Here is a 16815-nt window from a genome sequence, read left to right as displayed (position 1 = left end):
CGGCCATCGCCGTTCGGGCGCGTTCACAGGGCGAGGAAGGCGTCGGCGTGTGCGCTGTGGGCGAGCACGGAACCGGTGTGGATCTCATAGAACCAGCCGTGCAGGCGCAGTCGCCCATCCGCCAATCGGCGGGCGACACACGGGTAGGCGCGCAGCCGGTCGAGCTGGTCCAGTACGTGGGACTGCACCGCCTCGGCGACATCGGGGGGCCCGGAGTCGATGCCGTCCGGCAGTGGTGCCGCCTGCCGGAGCCAATCCCGGACGGCGGGCAGCGCCGTCAGATCCTCGCTCCGCGCCATCGCACCGACGGCGCCGCAATGCGAGTGACCGCACACGATGATGTCGGCGACGTCGAGCACCTCGACCGCGTACTCGATGGTGGCCGTCTCGCCTGCCGGATGCGGCTGGTCGTGGCGGGGGACGATGTTGCCGGCGGTGCGCAGCTCGAAGAGTTCCCCGGGGCGGGCCCCGGTGATCAAGGAGGGAATGACCCGGGAGTCCGAGCAGGTCACGAACAGGGCGTGCGGCGACTGCCCTTCGGCGAGCCGACTTAATTCCTCGGGCCGCCGGGCGGCCGCTCGGCGCGGGAACGCGCGGGCGTGGTCGACGAGATGCTTCATGTGAGGGTGCCTCCTGAGCGCCCTGCGGGCGCGTCGGTGTGACGGATGCGTCGGGAAGCGACGCGGATCATTGCGGGCGTGAGGGAGTACCGCCGAGGGCGAGCGTCCGGTGGTGGACGCGCGGCGGCACGGGGATGGGCGGGACCGTGTTCGGGAAAGCGGATGCCCGGGCGGGCGCGGGCCCGGGGTGTGGGCGACCGCGCACCGATTCAGCGATCGAACACCGCGAGAACGCCGAACGTTCTCTCCTTTGGCGATCCATGCCCGGCGGTCACCGACACGGCGGGTTTCGCCGTGGGACAGGACAGCCTCCGAGCGTTCGGGAGGTTGCGGTTCCGGCTGTGCTCGGCTGTCGCTTCGGGCTGCGGGAAGTGGCCGCACGCCGGGGCGGTTCGGGGTCGGGTGGCGACGGGTTCGGCCACTCGCGCGCGCGATCCGCAGGCTTTGTGGGCGTGCACTCGCCGGGCCGGCTCCACCGTGGTGGGCACGACCCCGGTCATCTGGACCATTCTGGCTCGGGTCACTACTCGGCTCCTCGTGTAGCAGAGTCGGGCCGGACTCGGGTCGGACGGTGAGAAATACGTGGTGGATTCGACCCTGCGGTCTCCACGACTACGAGCATATTAGTCACTCGTAACAAACGAATCGTTAACGTTGGGTGACCCGTCGGGGCCGGCGGTCACGCAAGGTCGCCGTAGGTGTCACGTACGCTGCCGAACCGCCTCGGTATCCACTCGGTGAGCTCGGATGCCCGCACTCGTCGACGAGTTCCGCCCGCCGGGCGGATTCCTGGCCGCCCGGGCGCCACGCCGAATCGGGCAACCCGCACATCACCGCTGTGCACGGCGCGGTGAACGTCGCAGATGAGGATGGACATCCGGGTCTTTTCTGCCGAGGTACGGGCCGCCGTGGTCGCCGCCGCCGACGCCCGGTGGGCGCAGGTCTCGAACATCGCGGTGAAACGTGAGCCAGGTGCCGCGGTCGGGGTACGTGTCCGTACCCTCCCAGGGTTTCGGCGGGCCGGCCATCACGTAGGCGGGCACCGCCACGCTCATCAGGTCGACGCGGCCAACCCGGCTGTGCGGGAGGTATCGCACGAGCTCGGCGAGTCCTTCGGGACGCTCCTGGAGCAACAGGTGGAGTAGACGTTGCAGCATGTCATCGTCGAGGCGCCGACTGGGGACCGTCCCGAGCGCATGCCCCACGGACGGGCCGTTGCGCAGGTGGGGCCAACGATTGCCGGGCGACCACAGTGCGGCGGCGGTCGCCAGGACGACGGCTGCGGCCGCGTACCCCTGACACGCTTCCCCGTCGGTGACGTCGGCCCGGTCCCTTCCGTCCAGTGGATCCGGGAGACCCGAATGAATGATCGCCGCCTTCACGGTCGGCCGGTGAACGGCCGAAGCCAAGGTAGCCGCACCGGGCCAGGCATCGGAGAGCCGTCTTGCCTGTGGAAGCCATTCACCTTCGGGCTCGAGTTGCTTCGCCGTGAGGTGTCTGCGGAGCCGGTCCAGGTACTCGGCGTGTGCCGTCGACACGACGCCTACTCGGATCGCCGTGCGGTGGGACCACGGTCATCGCAATCGATCGACATGACTGCACCATGGGGCCTCGTGCAACCGGAAGCGTCGCGTTGCCTGCGCGCCGATCTACAACTGCTGCTGTTCGGGTGTGCCGGTCGATTCGAGGGGCGGTTGGGCGTCGGCGTCGGCGTGGGCGGGGATGATCGGGGTGTCGCCGCGACGGGTCGCCAACCAGGCTCCGGCGAGGATGAGTACGAACGAGGCGCCGATCGCCCAGGTGAACCTTTCGTCCAGGACGAGGACACCGGCGACGACCGCGACAGCCGGGATGACGTACGTGATGACCGTGGCGCGGGCCGCGCCGACCTCGCGTATGAGCTCGAAGAAGAGCACCACCGCGATCGCGGTACAGACGAGGGCCAGCACACCCAAGGCCCCCAACACCTTGGCGCTCGGCATGCGCCCGGGCCATTGCGCCGCGGCGGGCAGGACGTACACGAGCGCGCTGAAGCCCAGACACGCGGCGGTCATCGGCAAGTTCGGCACGTCCTCGAGTCCGCGTTCGACGACGATCGCGGCGGCGGCGTAGCACACCGCGGTGGCGAGCACCTCGACGATGGCCCATGGGTCGCCGCTGTCGAGGGTGGGCCCGGCGAGTACCGCGACACCGCCGAATCCGACCGCGAGGCCGATCCAGCGCACAGCGCCCATCCGTTCGGCCCCACCAGTCAGGTACACGAGCACCGCGCCGAAGATCGGCGTCGACGCGAGCAGCAGCCCGGCGGTCGAACTGGACAACCTTCGCTCGGCGTCCGAGAGCAACCACCAGGGCACGACGAACTCGGTCATCGCGAACATCAGCAGCGGCCACGCGTGTCCGGTGAGTCCGCGAAACCCGTTGCCGCGCAGGGCGAACGGCAACAGGATCAGGGCGGCGAGCCCGGTACGCGCGAATACCAGTACGGCGGGCGACACCTCGTCCACCGCGACCTTGATCAGCAGGTAGGGGATGCCCCAGAACACGCACATGCCCGCGAACAACAACGTCGCACGACGACTCACGGGCGTCCCCCCATCTCCTCGGGTTGCCGACGTTCGTTCCCGTATCGGTGCCCACAGGCAGGCTCATGCTCGCCGACCACCACGCCGATGTGCCAGGGACGAACGCGACACCAAAGGCATCGGCGCACGGCGGGACGTGGCGTCGTACGCGATGTCCCTCGCCGGATCACTTGATCGTCGCTGTCGAGGCCGTTCTGCCCACGCACGCGATCCGTTTCGCCCGGCAGCGAGCGTTTCGCTGGATGGCGCGTCGTGCCCGGAGCAACGTTCGCGTTCGGCGATACCCGGTGATGGCTTTGGAGACGCACCTGCCCGGCGCCTCGAAGCTCTATCGGTGGCAATTCGCACAGCCACTGAAGCCGGTCCGGCCGGTCTCGTCATCGGCGGTTTCCGTCCGACCAACCGTCACCGAGCACGCCGTCCGCCATCACCTCGTCGGCACCGAGGTGTCCTGTCGGCTGTCCCGCCTGGCCTCCGGCCTGATCGAACCCGCGCCGACGCTCCACGCCGCTACATCCGCAGGCGCCGCGAAGGGAGGAACTCGCCCGACACGCAGCTGCGCTTGAGCGCTGCCAGTGCCCGATCTGCCCGGCCCTGGGCTTGCTCGGTGGTGCTCCCATCCGGGGAGGGCGAGGCACGACCGTTCCGGTGGCCCTCCCGGACGGTCACGCGGATTCGACGGGGAGGCCTGCTTCGACCCAGTCCTGGATGCCTTCACGGTACTTGCGGACGTTGGTGTAGCCGATGGCGGTGAGTCGGTCGGCGACCTGGCCGCTGTTGGGGCAAGCGGGGTTCGAGCAGTAGGTGACGATCGCGGCATCGAGGTCGGGGAGCAGCGAGGCCGCCTTCTCGTCGACGTCGGTCGGGGTCAGCGGGAGGGCGCCGGGCAGGTGCTGCCGAGCGTGGTACTCGCCGCCCAGTGCGTCGAGGACGGTGACGGTGCCCGCGTCGATTGCGGTTTTGAGTGCGTCACGGGTGATGAGCGCGGTCATGGTCCTACCTTCCAAAGAAAACGGACTTCAGTCCGCTTGTGTTCTCCCGAGATTAACGGACTGTGGTCCGGATTCGCAATCCCAGCGCGGACGCCCGCGCATGTCGCCCCGGAACGAGCGACATGACGCCGGTCGCGCTGGTGGTTACCGCCGTCGATCCACGGCGTGCTCGCGGCTGCTGCCGACCCCGAAGACACCACCCACACCCTGCCTGCGAGACGAGCGCCCGAACCCCGTCGCTCCGCACATCGGTGCGGCCGTGCACGCGGATCCAATCCACGCACGGCCTCGTACCAGTCCGACCGACGCGTGGTTTCCGGATCCGAAACGAGCCGCAGCCGGATGCTCGGCCCACGGACGCAGGCTGATCGGAGTTCCAGTGGCCGAGGACGTCCGCTGGACCGCACATTCACAGCGTGCGGTAGGCGGCCCACGGTCCGAGGGTGAGGCCGCTCCCCGCGCGTCGGACCTCCACGGCGCCCGCTCCACCGAAGTGCGCGGGGATGACCAACTCCCGCTCGTCGACCGCCCGTTCGAGTACGCGCCGCCGACTGGCCGCCGCCCCTACCGGGTCCAGGCACAGGCAACTGCTGCACGCGGGGGCGAGGATCTGTACCGGGTTGTGGACCAAGTCGCCGACCAGGACCGCCCGTTCGCCCCCGGAGTCGACGCGCAGCACGGAGGAGCCGGGTGTGTGGCCCGGGGCCGATTCCAGTGTGAGTGCGGCGTCGATGCGGTGGGTGCCGTCCCACGATACGACCTGTCCGGCCCGGTGAAGGGGAGCGATGCTGTCCTCGTAGATCAGCCGGTCGTCCACGCGCAGTCCGCCCCCGTACGCGTTGGCCGGGCCGAAGTGGAAGTCGTCGGCGGCGGGCAGCAGGTATCGGGCATTGGGGAACGTCGGTACCCACTCGCCCGCGGGGCCCGTGGTGTTCCAGCCGACGTGGTCGGCGTGGAGGTGGGTGTCGACCACGATGTCCACGTCCTCGGGGCGGATTCCGGTCCGCCGAGTCAGCCGGTCGGGGAAGTCGCTGCGCCAATGGTGAAACACCGACCCCGGACGCTCACGATCGTTACCCACCCCCGGGTCCACCACGATGATTCGGCCGCCGCTGCGCAGGATCCACGTCTGCAACGCGACCACCGCCTGGTCGTCGTCCGGGTTCCAGTGGTCCGGGGCGAGCCGGTCGCGGTTCTCCTCCCACAACCCCTCCAGCGCGTCGGGCACCAGCGTGCGGGCCGGTATGTACGGCCCCTGCCACTCCACAAGGCGGATGATCTCGACGTCTCCCAGCACGATGCTCGGTGCGTTCTCGGTGTCCATGCCGTCGACCCTAGAAAGCATGGATGAAGCTCTCAATGTCTCGAAAGCTCATCCGGATACGCGTACATCTCACTCCTTCGACTCATGGATACCCTGAGCCCATGGATGTCGTGAGCGACGCGATAGGCGCCGTACGGATCGGGCGCCCCTCCTGCACCCGCGTCGGCATCAGCGGAAGCTGGTGCACCCGGCTTGCCCCGTACGACGGGGCGGGTTTCCACGTCGTACTCAAGGGCGGATGCCGCCTGTCGCCCGACGGCCCCGGCCCCTCGCTCCTGCTCGGCACCGGCGACGCGGTACTCCTGCCGCACGGCGCCGGGCACACGATCGCCGACCGCCACACCGAACCGGACGCCGCCGCACCGGAACGGGCCGTCCCGTTCGAGCAGTGGCAGGCGACACGTCCCCCCGACCACCCGGAATCGCACACCGACGAAGTGCGGATGTTGTGCGGCAAGTACCGGCTCGACCGCGCCCGGATGCATCCGCTCATGGCCGAGCTGCCCCAGGTCGTACACCTCCCGCACCAGGTGGGCGGCCATCCCGCGCTCCGGTCCGCCATCGACCTGTTGGGCCGGGAACTGGGCGAACGGCAGCCCGGGGCCTGCGTCGCGGTTCCCAGCCTGCTCGACCTACTCCTCGTCTACATGATCCGCGCGTGGATGAGCGAGGACACGACGGGAACCTGGCCGACCGTACTGGGCGATCCGGTGACCGCCGCCGCACTCAGGGCTCTGCACTCCGACCCCGCGGCGCCCTGGACCAACGACCGCCTCGCCGCCGAGGTCGGCGTATCCCGCCCCACCCTGGCAAGGCGCTTCGCCGTCCTGGTCGGCCGCCCCCCGATGAACTACCTCACCTGGTGGCGCCTCACCCTCGCCGCAACCCTCCTGCGCGACACCCCCGACTCCCTGGCCACCATCGCCCGCCAAGTCGGCTACGGCACCCCCTACGCCCTCTCCCACGCCTTCAACCGCGAGTTCCACACCACCCCGGGACGCTACCGCGCGGCGCCGTCCCGACCGGACTGAGAAGAGACCGGCCACCGGCACCAGGAGTATGGGGAGTACACACGCGGACGGACCCGAACTGGACCCGACGACGCGCCCGTCACCGACGATCGGGACGCATCGAACAGCACACCGGCCGCAGCCGGTTCGAACGCATCCGCGCTCCGCGTGGTGACGCGGCCGGCGGTGTGAGCCGGAGGCGAGGCCGTCAAGTCCGCCTGTGGTGCCGCGAGAACGTACAGGTAAAGCTCGGGGCAGGGACCTTCCGGTCGTCGACCACGTCGTCACCCGGGGCCGCGCGCACCCCACCCACCGGGGCCTGATGCCGACCGCGCTCCTGCACGCGCCCGTCGCGGAACCCGCCGACACCGGCAGCGCGCGGCGAGCCGCTGCGTGCGGAGCACCGGAACCCGCGGTTGTGCGCCGGGCTGCTCAATTCGCGACAGGGCAGCGGTGGTTGGCGCGTTTTTCCAAGAAGGATCCCGTCGCCGGGACGACGATCTGCATAGTCGAACCGGAAAGTTGCCATCCGATTCTGGTCGTCCAGTGTCGCGACGGAACAGCGCCCTCTTCGACGCTTCCGGCAATGGCAATAGCCGACACCCCCGTGATCCGGATCTCGCCTCAAAAGCCCCGTGCTGCTCCGACACGGCCTTCGAACACATCCGATCCTTTCAATTCCCTCCGAGGGTTTTCCCTCCCAGGGCCGGCTGCCGATCCGGGTCTCGATCGACGACCCCGGATACCCCCTTGGTTGCAAGACTTCACCGAAATCGTGGCGGGACGGTCGCGTACTCGCCAATGACGCCCCTCGTTTTTGGAAGTGAGAGCCCATGCGCGTTCGAAGAATCCTTATCGCCTTGTTCGTCACGGCGGGCCTGCTGTCTGAGTCTGGGTGTGGTCGGCACCCAGAGCGCCTCGGCCGCGTCGGGATGTTACGGCAGTGGCCCTCGGGTGCGGGATGGAAACGGCAATCTCCAGTACACCAGGTACTGCTATGCCTATTTGAAATCCAATATGTACGACTGGCGGTACGGCGCCTCCCCGACCGCGATTATGGAGGCGGGGGAGAGCTGGTTCGTGTGCCAGTCCTATTTTCCGGGTCACGAGAATCCGTGGACTGGGAACGACAGAAGAAACTATTGGTGGCTCTGGAGCCAGGGCGATACCAAGTGGAGCCACAACGGATGGGGATGGTTCCCCGCCAACCGCATATCCGGCGCGGGAACCGGGGCAGCTCCCGGCCTTCGCGTGTGCTGATGTCGAACCGGCACCCGGCAGTCACGGTTGATGTGTCGGGTCGGGGGCTCGGACTGCGGGCAGACGGCCCCGGGGACGCACGCTTCGCTCGACGCGGCACCTGCTCGCCGATGGTGTGTGCCCAACGCGCCACCCTCGTCCCGGCCTCGCGCCGCCGCGATGAGTTCTCGCCGTTCCGCGAGTCCTACCCGGACACCTTGCCGCCGAGGAGGAGCGCTCCCATGAACGACGAACAGCTGATCCGTGATCTCATCGAACGCTGGGCCGGCGCCGTGCACGACGGCGACCTGCCCACCGTGTTGGCCGACCACGCGCCCGACATCGTCATGTTCGACGTCCCGCCCCCCGAGCAGGGTGTGCGCGGCATCGAGGAATACGCCGAAACCTGGCCCGGTTTCTTCGAATGGCAGGCGTCCGGCGCGGTCTTCGAGATCGAGTCGCTGGAGATCACCGCCGGCACCGACGTCGCCTTCGCGATCGCCCTGCTGCGCTGCGGCGACCACACCGATTTCGAACGCCACCCCGACCGCCGCCTACGCCTGACCCTCGGCCTCACCAAGACAAGCGGCCGCTGGACCGTCACCCACGAACACCACTCCTTCACCCTCCTTCCGAGCGACCAAACCCCGGCCGACTGACCACCCGACCACCGCGTCCCACACCCGACCGGCCGTCACTTCGGACCACCCTCGATCCCGGCGACGGCGCGCGGCGCCGGGGACTCGTCGGTCCGCACGCCCGATCAAGGGTGTGGGCCACTTCGCGGACCAGGTAGTGGCCCGACGGGTCGTGAGCACATTCCGTCGGGCCATCGAGACCGGCGCGCAATGGTGTCGAAGCCCGGTCGATGACGTCGCCGACGCTTCGCGGCCCCAAGTGCATGCCGGCCCGGGCGCAGGGGCGGAACAGGGCCGGGTCGTCGGGTCCGGTGAGCCTGGCGACCCGGACCCGCTCGAACTCGCTCGGGAACGACGTCACGCCGGCTGCGGTCCGACCGGGTCGGGGCCCGTTCCGATGTCGATCCGCAGGATGGGGCCGACCCCGGAACGGGTCCGCTCTCGACGTGGTCCACGTGGTCGGGCGACGAGCGGTGGTCGACCCGGCGGATATTGCCTGGCAGAGGCAGTCGGCACGGGCGAGGATCGCACCATGAACATGTTCCTGGGAACCGATCGGCTCGTGTTGCGCAGGTTCACCGAAACCGACGTCGACCACCTGTTCGCCCTGCACAACGATCCCGACGTCATGCGCTTCATCAACGGCGGCCGGCCGACGACTCGCGAATCGATCGAGACGGAGACCGTGCCGAAGTTCCTCCGGGTCTATCCGGGCCTGGGACACCCAGGGTTCTGGATCGCCGAAGACCGAGCAGATGGTTCGTTCATGGGCTGGTTCGCTTTTCGCCCCCTCGTTGACAACAGCCCCGCGGTGGTCGAACTCGGCTACCGGCTGCGCAAGGCGGCCTGGGGCGGCGGGTACGCCACCGAGGGCTCCCGTGCCCTGATCCACAAGGGCTTCGACGAACTCGGGGTCCAGCGAGTGACCGCCAACACGATGACGGTCAACACGGGTTCCCGGCGCGTGATGGAAAAGGCGGGCCTGACCTTCGTCCGCACCTTCTTCGAGGACTGGCCCGAGGAGATCGAGGGCTCCGAGCAGGGCGACGTCGAGTACGAACTCACCCGAGCCGACTGGGAGCGTCTGTGAGGCCCGACTCGTCGGGGCGAGCGCCTGGGGCGCGATCGGCCCGGGGCGGTGTCCGGATCGGCGCACCGCCCCGCGGTCTCGGGCCCGTCCCGGTCCCCGTCGCGATGGACCAAGGTGTGGACGGCCCGGAACGGGGCGGTGAGCTCGCCGTCGTCCCCGTCGACGACGACCACCGGGGATCCCGGGACGTCGGCGATGGCGAGACGGTCCGCTCCGAGGCTCATGCTCACTCCTTCATGTCCGGGGGTCGCGCCGGGACCACGCCGCGGCGTTCGAAGACATCGCACGCGAGGTCCATGGCGGCGAAGACCCTCGGGAAGCCCGCGTAGGGCAGAGCCTGCATGATGGCCTCCACCAGTTCCCCGGGCGACAGGCCCGCGTTGAGGGCGGAATCCAGGTGGGATTCGATCTGTGCGTGCACGCCGCCCAAGGCGATCAACGCGCCCAGGACGACCAGTTCGCGTCTCGCGGCGTCCAGGCCGGGACGGCGGTGGATGTCGCCCCAGGCGAACTCGATGGCCAGTCGGGGCAGGTCGGGCGCGATCCGGGCGACCCGTGCGTAGGTGTCCCGCCGCCGATCGTCGGGGCCGGCGAGTTCCGCCTGTCGTGCCAGGCCGAGGGCGAGTCGGTCGTTCATGCCACCGCCCTCGTCGAGTTTCGGGCAGTGAAGTCGAGCACACGGTGCCACGCATCGACACAGGCACCAGTCCACTCGTCGAAGGCCACGTCGAAGAAGGAGTGCGGCGCACCCTCGTACACGTGCATCTCATAGTCCTTGCCTGCGCGGTCGAACCCGGCGGCGAGCGTCTCGAACTCATTGCGGGAGGTCGCGACGTCGTCGCCGGCCAACAACATGAGCAGCGGCGCGGACAGTTCCGCCGTGGCGTTGTCGAAGAAACGCGGTGGCCCGTAGAAGCCGATCGCGCCGGCCAGGCCGGCCTGGCTCGCCGCCTGCCGCCACGAATGACTCCCACCCAGGCAGAACCCGACGGTGAAGACCGGCCCGGGACTGTCCGCGCGCAGTGCCGCGACGACCGCCGCGACGTCGGCGTCCACGTGATCGGCGCTGAGCAGCGGCAGGTGCTTGAGACCGTCGAAGTCGTCCCGACGCGGCGACAGGCCTGCGGAACGGCCGTAGTAGTCGAAGACCACGGTGTGGAATCCGGCCTCGGCGAAACGACGGGCGAGGTCCTCGTAGAAGGGATGCAGTCCTCGGACATCGGGGAGCAGCACGATGTTGATTCCGTTCGGTACGGCCGGCGCGGCCCGATACGCGCCGAAACGGTTGCCGTCGGCGGCGGTGAGGGCCACGGGCCCCTGGTTGGCGACGGAGCCGGTGACGACGGGAGAGGCGGGCGGGCGGCTTCCGATGGGGTGGCACATGATCGTGATCCTCGAAGGTCGATGCGAGTGAGCGTGATCCGAGCCTGACCGGGGTCGTCGACTCCACCCAGTACCCCGGTTGTACGGGTACCGGCAGGGCCACCCTGGTTCCGCGTCGTGACGGCATACTGGAGGACGTGGACGTTCCGCAGACACTGGGTGGATTCCTGCAGTCGCGACGTGCGAGGGTCGCCCCCCAAAGCGCGGGCCTGCGAGGTGGCGGTCGGCGTCGGGTTCCGGGCCTGCGCCGCGAGGAACTGGCCCAACTCGCCGGCATCAGCGTGGAGTACTACCAGCGCCTCGAACAGGGTCGGGCGGTTCGCCCCTCGGACGCCGTATTGGACGCGCTCGCCCGCGAACTCGGGCTCGACCGTGCGGAGCGTAACCACCTGCGCGCACTGGCGCACCCTCGACGCGAGTGTGCGAGCGAGTCGCCTCCGGCCGCTTCCCGCATACGTCCCGAGCTACAACGCGTGCTCGCCCTGATGGATCGTGTCCCGGCACTGGTGGTCAACGATCGATTCGACGTACTCGCGGCGAACGCGCTCGCGCTGCGCCTGTTCGTGGGGATCGCGACCGTCGAGCCGGCCGCCCGCAATCTCGCTCGCTATCTCTTCCTGGATCCGGAAGCGCGCGACTTCTACGTCGAATGGGACGAGGTCGCGGCCGCGACGGCGGCTCAACTCGGACTCGCGGAGGGGCTTCGACCGGGGGACCGGGAACTGGCCGCCCTGATCGCGGAGCTTTCGGCGGGAAGCACGGAGTTTCGGGGATTCCGGGACACCGGCGACGTCGAACAGCGCTCCCACGGCACCAAGACGTTTCGCCATCCCGCAGTGGGGGTGCTCGACCTGCACTACGAGAACCTGGACCTGGTAGGGGATCCGGGTCGACGGCTGGTCACGTTCAGTCCGCGGGCGGACGGCGCCGCCGAGGCGGGGTTGCAGCTCCTGCGTTCGTGGACGTCACCGGATCCGGCGGTCCTCCCGGGTGCGGAGGAAGCGGCGGACCTGATGATCGACGAGGTGGGTCGAGGCTGACGTTCTCGGCGAGGGCACCGCTCGCCGCCCGCACGCGCAGTGGCGGTCCGGGTGCCCTCTCGCGGTGGTACCCCGTCGCCTTCGATCGGTTCAGAGCCGTCGCAGATCGGACTGGGGGACCGCGGCGTCCGCACCCCAACTGGCCAGCAGGCGCAGGTTCTCCGCCGAGACGGAGCCGGGCTCGGCGTGATGGACGGTCAGCGACTGCTCGGAACCGTCGGACAGTGGCAGCGTCTCGAAGGAGAGGGTGAGGTCACCCACCAAGGGGTGTCGCAGGCTCCGCACGCCGAAGTTGTTCTCCCGGACGTCGTGACCGGCCCACATGCGGCGAAATTCCTCACTTTTCACTGACAACTCGCCCACGAGTGCGGAGAGTTGTGGATCATCGGGATGGCAGCTCGCGTGCAGGCGAAGGCCGCCGACGATGTCGGCCGCTCTGGACTTCCAATCCACGAACAGTCGACGATGCTCGGGTTGCAGGAACAACAGGCGCGCCCAGTTGCGCTCCCGAGGCGGCACCGCGTCCCAGTCGCCGAACAGCGCCGCCGCCGTCCGGTTCCAGGCGAGGATGTCCGAGCGCCATCCGCTCACGTACGCAGGCACGCCCTCCATGGACGCCAGCAGTTCCCGGATCGCGGGGCGCACGTGCTGCTGCTCCGGCATGCGCGTCTTGCGGCGTTGGCACTTGACCAGGTGCGTGAGGTACGCGTGCTCGCTGTCGGTCAGCCGCAGGGCACGGGCGAGCGCGTCGATCACCTCGTTCGAAACGTTGGGCCCCCGGCCCTGCTCGAGCCGGGTGAGGTAGGCGACCGAGACACCGGCGAGTTGGGCCAACTCCTCGCGGCGAAGTCCCGGCACTCTGCGATTTCGCCTCGTGGCGGACGGCAACCCGACGTCCTGTGGTCTCAGTCGGCCCCGGCGGCCGCGCAGAAACTCACCGATCTCGGCACGCGGATCGATCGGCTGCTCGCCGCCGGGATCCGCCGCCTCCTCCGTCACGGGTCGATCGTTCATACGGGCCAGTATCGCCTGCCACAGCCGCGCTCGGGCCGGTCGAGCCTGTCTCTGGCAGTAGTAGGAACACCGGTCGTAGGCCGAACAGGGATCTGGGTGACCTCCCCTTGTTGCGACAGCCTGGTGCCGGCTCGCCACCAGGGACGTCGCCGAGGCGCACAGCCCGCCGTCGGGCGCTCGACGGGCGACGTCGCAGTCGGCCATGGGCGACCGCCGAGACCCCGCAGAGCGGGTGCCGGTGCTCGGGCTCGATCGTTTCGAACCCGAGATCAGCCGTTTCGGAAAGGGAGAAATCGATGTCGGGCAGTTCGGCTCCGAGCGAGCGGCGACCGGGAGGCGATGTCGCCGCGTTCGAGGCGGGTGCATCCGAAGCCGCACGCGAGGCGACGGGGGCATCCGAGGTCGAAACGGCTTCCCCGCGCCGGCCGGCGAGGCTGTGGATCTCGATCCTCATCTACAGCGGGGTCATCCTGCTTGACGGGCTCGACAGTTCCAACCGGGCCTCATCGTCATCCTGGTCTTCGCGATCCTGACTGTCCTGACCCAACTCACCCGCCCGCGCCCCGGAAGCTGACCACTCGCGAACCCCGGCTGCGCCCACGCCTGTCGTCGTGTCCATCCGCCACCTTCGCAGGTCCTGTTCGATTGCTCGGCTGTAGCCCACCCGCAGGCGAGAGCGGCCGGCCGCGCGCTCTCGCCCCACCCCACCGCACCGCCGTCGGCAGTCGCCGTCGGTCGTCCTCTTGCCGACGGCGCTGCGGCTGTCAGTGGTCCCAGACCCAGACCCTGTGGGTCCGAATCTCGCCGCCGAGGGTCTGCGGGGGAGACGATGAGGGTTCGCCGAGGGGGGCGGCGCCCCAGGGGTACGACCACAATGCTCCCGGTCTCGTCGTCGTGGCGTATGCGTGCACGCAGCGCGAACACGTCGAGCAGCATGTCCTCCGTGAGGACGTCCCTCGGTGTGCCCTGTGCGACCACCCGGCCGTCCTTCATGGCCACGAGTCGAGTGGCGTACCGGGCGGCGAGCGAGAGTTCGTGAAGCACCATCACCACGGTGCGATTCGTCTCGGCGTGCAGCTCCTCCACCAGATCGAGGACGTCGATCTGATGGGCCAGGTCGAGGTGTGTGGTCGGCTCGTCGAGCAAGAGCAGGCCGGTTTCCTGTGCCAGTGTCATCGCGATCCAGGCCCGCTGTCGCTGTCTTCCGGACAACTCCTCCATGGGCCGTTCCGCCAGTTCGTACATGCCGGTTCGCCGTAGCGCCCGCTCGACCGCCGACTCGTCGTCACTGGACCAGCGGCGATACCACGATTGATGCGGATGGCGCCCTCGGGCGACGAGGTCGGCGACGGTGATTCCCTCGGGTGCGACGGGCGACTGGGGCAAAAAACCGACCAGTTCCGCCACCTGTCGTCTGGCGATGGCGTGGATCGGGCGGCCGTCCAGGAGCACGGTCCCCTTCCTGGGGCGAAGCAGCCGACCGAACGCGCGCAGCAGGGTCGACTTCCCGCATCCGTTCGGTCCGATGATCGCGGTCACCGACCCTTCGGGAATGTCCAGGTCGAGATCGCGCACCACGGTTCGATCGCCGTACGCCAATTCGAGGTTGCTCGCGCGCAGACGCGCACGGGGTGGAATGGGGGACTCGTGCTCGCCGGGGAGGCCCCGGTCCGGACCGGCGTTCATCTTCCGTGTGTCTTTCCGCTTCTTACCAGCAGATACATGAGGTAGGGGGCTCCCAGGGCCGCGGTGAGGATGCCGACGGGCAACTGCTTGTCACCGAACGCGGTGCGCCCGAGTACGTCGGCCCAGATGGTCAGCGCGGCTCCCAGCAGGGCCGAAGTGAGCAACGGCGGGGTCGCGGTCCGCAGGAGGCGCAGCGCCAGTTGAGGGCTGACGAGCGCGACGAAGGCGATGGGTCCTGCGGCGGCGGTGGCGGTCGCCGTGAGAACGACGGCGGTGAGCAGGAGCATCGATCGTGCGGCGTCGAGTCGCACCCCCAGCGCTCCGGCGGTGTCGTCGTCGAAGTTCAGCGCGCCGAAGGGGAAGGAGAGCATCGACATCGCGGGCAGCGCCAGGGCCAGGGCCGGCGTCACGGCCACGGCGTCGTCCCAGGTGGCGGCGTTGAGGCTGCCGGTCAGCCACACGATCGCGCGTCCGGCGTCGACGATGGAGGCCTTGATGAGCAACCAGGACACCAGGCTCGACAACAACGCCTGGATTCCGATGCCCACCAGGAGCACCCGATTGCCGGACAGACCGCCGCGGAGAGCGAGGAGGTACACGGCCGCCGCGGCCGTGAGGCCGCCGACGATCGCGGCCGACGGGATGCCGATCCTTGCCAAGTGGCCGCCGACGGCGCCGTAGCTGCCGCCGAGGACGATCACGGAGACGGCCCCCACCGCGGCTCCCGAGGTGACACCGAGAATCTCCGGACTGGCCAACGGGTTTCGCGCGATGCCCTGGACGATCGCACCGGAGAGCCCGAGAGCCGCCCCCACCGCGGCGCCGACGACCACGCGCGGGAGACGGAACTCGATCACGATCATTCGATCGACGGCGTTCCCGCCGCCGAGGAGGATACGGACCACGTCGAGGGCGGGGATCGGGACGTCGCCGTGGGCCACGCCGACGATGAATGCCGTGATCAGGGCCAGGACGACCACGCACGGGACCAGGAGTACCCGGGGCCGGCAACGGGCGGAGAGCGGGCCGACCCTGAGAGCGATTCCCCCGACCCCGCCGTCGCGGCCGAGCGATGCCCGGTTCGCGGTCGCCGGTTCGGACGCCGCTGTCGACGGTCGGGGCCTGCGTACCGCCTTCACAGGCGCGCCGATCGACGTCGGCGGACCAGGTGGATGAACACGGGCGCGCCGACGAAGGCGAGCATGATTCCCGCAGGAAGTTCTCCCGGCCTGGCGACCAGTCGACCAAGGATGTCGGCGCCGAGGAGCAGGATGGCGCCGAGGAGCCCGGCCTGGAGGAGCATGCGGCGGTGGTCGGGACCCACGCGGGCTCGTGCGATGTGCGCCGCCATGAGGCCGACGAATCCGATCGGCCCGCACGCGGCGACGGCCACGCCGGTCAGCAGTGTGATCGCGAGCATGCCGGTGAGGCGGCCCAGGCCGACGCGAACGCCGAGGGCTCGAGCGACGTCTTCTCCCATCGACAACGCGTTGAGCGTCGAGGCGTTCGCCGCCGCGAGAACCAATCCCACCACGACGAACGGAAGCATGTCGTAGGTGATGTCGGCGGGACGCCCGCCGACCGAGCCGACGGTCCAGAAGCGATAGACGTCCAAGGCCCGTTCGTCGAGCACCAGCATCGCGGCGGTGAGCGCGCCGAACAGCGCGTGTGCCGCGGCGCCGCCCAGCGCGAGGGTGATCGGGCTCGCTCCGCCGCGCGCGGATCTGCCGACCGCGAAGACGACCACGCCCGCGAGCATGGCGCCGAGGAAGCCGAACCAGACGTATCCGTGGAGGGTGGTGATCCCGAGCAGGAAGATGCCGGCCACGACGAACAGGCCGGCGCCCGCGCTGACTCCGAGCAGGACGGGATCGGCGATCGGGTTGCGGGTGTGCCCTTGCATCAGTACCCCCGCGACGCCGAGCGCGACACCGGTGACCAGGGCGAGGCAGGTGCGCGGGAGGCGCAGCGACCGCACGATCACGTCGCCCTCGGTTCCGGTGGGGTTCCAAAGTCCGTGCCAGACCTGCGGAATCGTGAGTGTCTTCGTGCCGAGCGCCACGCTGCACACGACGGCCACGGCGACCAGGGCGATCAGGAACGCCGGCCCCTGCCCGTGACGCGTCGGGCGTCCTGACGCGGAGTGCGCGTCGAAAGTGTCGACATCGGCGCCTTTCTCATATCGAGCCATTGT

At 69.4% G+C, this 16815-nt stretch carries 14 protein-coding genes and 1 pseudogene; 4 read left to right on the top strand and 11 right to left on the bottom strand.

Features of this window, described 5'->3' with window-relative positions; translation table 11 throughout:
* Positions 1-23 precede the first annotated feature (23 nt).
* The 5 genes from EMA17_RS22425 to EMA17_RS22405 form a co-directional block, all read right to left on the bottom strand.
* Positions 24-620, bottom strand: a complete 597-nt coding sequence (locus tag EMA17_RS22425; RefSeq protein WP_126638899.1) for a carbonic anhydrase — start codon at positions 618-620, stop codon at positions 24-26.
* Positions 621-1450: 830 nt separating this feature from the next.
* Positions 1451-2158 carry a hypothetical protein gene (locus tag EMA17_RS22420; protein ID WP_126638898.1) on the bottom strand — a complete coding sequence of 236 codons (708 nt, stop codon included), beginning with the start codon at positions 2156-2158 and terminating at the stop codon, positions 1451-1453.
* 111 nt (positions 2159-2269) lie between these two features.
* On the bottom strand, positions 2270-3205 hold the full coding sequence (locus EMA17_RS22415; RefSeq protein ID WP_126638897.1) for a DMT family transporter: 936 nt from the start codon (positions 3203-3205) through the stop codon (positions 2270-2272).
* 665 nt (positions 3206-3870) lie between these two features.
* The gene (locus EMA17_RS22410) at positions 3871-4197 is read right to left on the bottom strand and encodes a rhodanese-like domain-containing protein (protein ID WP_126638896.1); all 327 of its coding nucleotides are present in this window, start codon (positions 4195-4197) and stop codon (positions 3871-3873) included.
* A gap of 409 nt (positions 4198-4606) precedes the next feature.
* The gene (locus EMA17_RS22405; protein ID WP_126638895.1) at positions 4607-5521 is read right to left on the bottom strand and encodes an MBL fold metallo-hydrolase; all 915 of its coding nucleotides are present in this window, start codon (positions 5519-5521) and stop codon (positions 4607-4609) included.
* Between the two features lie 101 nt (positions 5522-5622).
* Between EMA17_RS22405 and EMA17_RS22400 the strand changes: the two genes are divergently transcribed.
* The 3 genes from EMA17_RS22400 (at position 5623) to EMA17_RS22390 (ending at position 9498) form a co-directional block, all read left to right on the top strand.
* A complete protein-coding gene (locus tag EMA17_RS22400; protein WP_126638894.1) occupies positions 5623-6552 on the top strand; it encodes an AraC family transcriptional regulator in 930 nt (309 codons plus the stop codon).
* 1460 nt (positions 6553-8012) lie between these two features.
* Positions 8013-8429, top strand: coding sequence for a YybH family protein (locus tag EMA17_RS22395; protein WP_126638893.1), 417 nt, complete (start codon positions 8013-8015; stop codon positions 8427-8429).
* 511 nt (positions 8430-8940) lie between these two features.
* On the top strand, positions 8941-9498 hold the full coding sequence (locus EMA17_RS22390) for a GNAT family N-acetyltransferase (RefSeq protein ID WP_126638892.1): 558 nt from the start codon (positions 8941-8943) through the stop codon (positions 9496-9498).
* A gap of 226 nt (positions 9499-9724) precedes the next feature.
* Here EMA17_RS22390 and EMA17_RS22385 read toward each other — a convergent pair whose 3' ends face one another.
* Positions 9725-10135, bottom strand: a complete 411-nt coding sequence (locus EMA17_RS22385; protein ID WP_126638891.1) for a carboxymuconolactone decarboxylase family protein — start codon at positions 10133-10135, stop codon at positions 9725-9727.
* Positions 10132-10881, bottom strand: coding sequence for a dienelactone hydrolase family protein (locus EMA17_RS22380; protein ID WP_126638890.1), 750 nt, complete (start codon positions 10879-10881; stop codon positions 10132-10134). The genes EMA17_RS22385 and EMA17_RS22380 overlap by 4 nt, the downstream gene beginning before the upstream one ends.
* Positions 10882-11018: 137 nt before the next feature.
* On the opposite strand from EMA17_RS22380, the gene EMA17_RS22375 reads away from it, so the two are divergent.
* Complete coding sequence (locus EMA17_RS22375; protein ID WP_126638889.1) at positions 11019-11921, top strand: helix-turn-helix transcriptional regulator; 903 nt, start codon at positions 11019-11021, stop codon at positions 11919-11921.
* A gap of 90 nt (positions 11922-12011) precedes the next feature.
* Here EMA17_RS22375 and EMA17_RS22370 read toward each other — a convergent pair whose 3' ends face one another.
* From EMA17_RS22370 to EMA17_RS22355, 4 genes and pseudogenes are all read right to left on the bottom strand, one after another.
* Positions 12012-12935 (bottom strand): helix-turn-helix transcriptional regulator, encoded by a 924-nt coding sequence (locus EMA17_RS22370; protein WP_126638888.1) that lies wholly within the window; start codon positions 12933-12935, stop codon positions 12012-12014.
* Positions 12936-13775: 840 nt separating this feature from the next.
* Positions 13776-14621 (bottom strand): annotated as a pseudogene (locus tag EMA17_RS22365) (ABC transporter ATP-binding protein); the annotation flags it as partial.
* Positions 14618-15601 carry a FecCD family ABC transporter permease gene (locus EMA17_RS22360; protein ID WP_218042982.1) on the bottom strand — a complete coding sequence of 328 codons (984 nt, stop codon included), beginning with the start codon at positions 15599-15601 and terminating at the stop codon, positions 14618-14620. The gene EMA17_RS22360 and the pseudogene EMA17_RS22365, both read right to left, overlap by 4 nt.
* Before the next feature lie 155 nt (positions 15602-15756).
* Entirely contained in the window at positions 15757-16812 is a 1056-nt protein-coding gene (locus EMA17_RS22355) for a FecCD family ABC transporter permease (RefSeq protein WP_126638885.1), read from the bottom strand.
* Between the last annotated feature and the right edge of the window lie 3 nt (positions 16813-16815).

The organism is Embleya hyalina (genome assembly GCF_003967355.1).
Lineage (GTDB): Bacteria > Actinomycetota > Actinomycetes > Streptomycetales > Streptomycetaceae > Embleya > Embleya hyalina.
This window is presented reverse-complemented; position numbering and strand designations above follow the sequence as displayed.

Excerpts from the sequence above, each read along its gene's own strand:
- EMA17_RS22425 (WP_126638899.1), bottom strand. The coding sequence starts at position 620 with ATGAAGCATCTCGTCGACCACGCCCGCGCGTTCCCGCGCCGAGCGGCC.
- EMA17_RS22410 (WP_126638896.1), bottom strand. The coding sequence starts at position 4,197 with ATGACCGCGCTCATCACCCGTGACGCACTCAAAACCGCAATCGACGCG.
- EMA17_RS22405 (WP_126638895.1), bottom strand. The coding sequence starts at position 5,521 with ATGGACACCGAGAACGCACCGAGCATCGTGCTGGGAGACGTCGAGATC.
- EMA17_RS22400 (WP_126638894.1), top strand. The coding sequence starts at position 5,623 with ATGGATGTCGTGAGCGACGCGATAGGCGCCGTACGGATCGGGCGCCCC.
- EMA17_RS22395 (WP_126638893.1), top strand. The coding sequence starts at position 8,013 with ATGAACGACGAACAGCTGATCCGTGATCTCATCGAACGCTGGGCCGGC.
- EMA17_RS22390 (WP_126638892.1), top strand. The coding sequence starts at position 8,941 with ATGAACATGTTCCTGGGAACCGATCGGCTCGTGTTGCGCAGGTTCACC.
- EMA17_RS22385 (WP_126638891.1), bottom strand. The coding sequence starts at position 10,135 with ATGAACGACCGACTCGCCCTCGGCCTGGCACGACAGGCGGAACTCGCC.
- EMA17_RS22380 (WP_126638890.1), bottom strand. The coding sequence starts at position 10,881 with ATGTGCCACCCCATCGGAAGCCGCCCGCCCGCCTCTCCCGTCGTCACC.
- EMA17_RS22370 (WP_126638888.1), bottom strand. The coding sequence starts at position 12,935 with ATGAACGATCGACCCGTGACGGAGGAGGCGGCGGATCCCGGCGGCGAG.
- EMA17_RS22355 (WP_126638885.1), bottom strand. The coding sequence starts at position 16,812 with ATGGCTCGATATGAGAAAGGCGCCGATGTCGACACTTTCGACGCGCAC.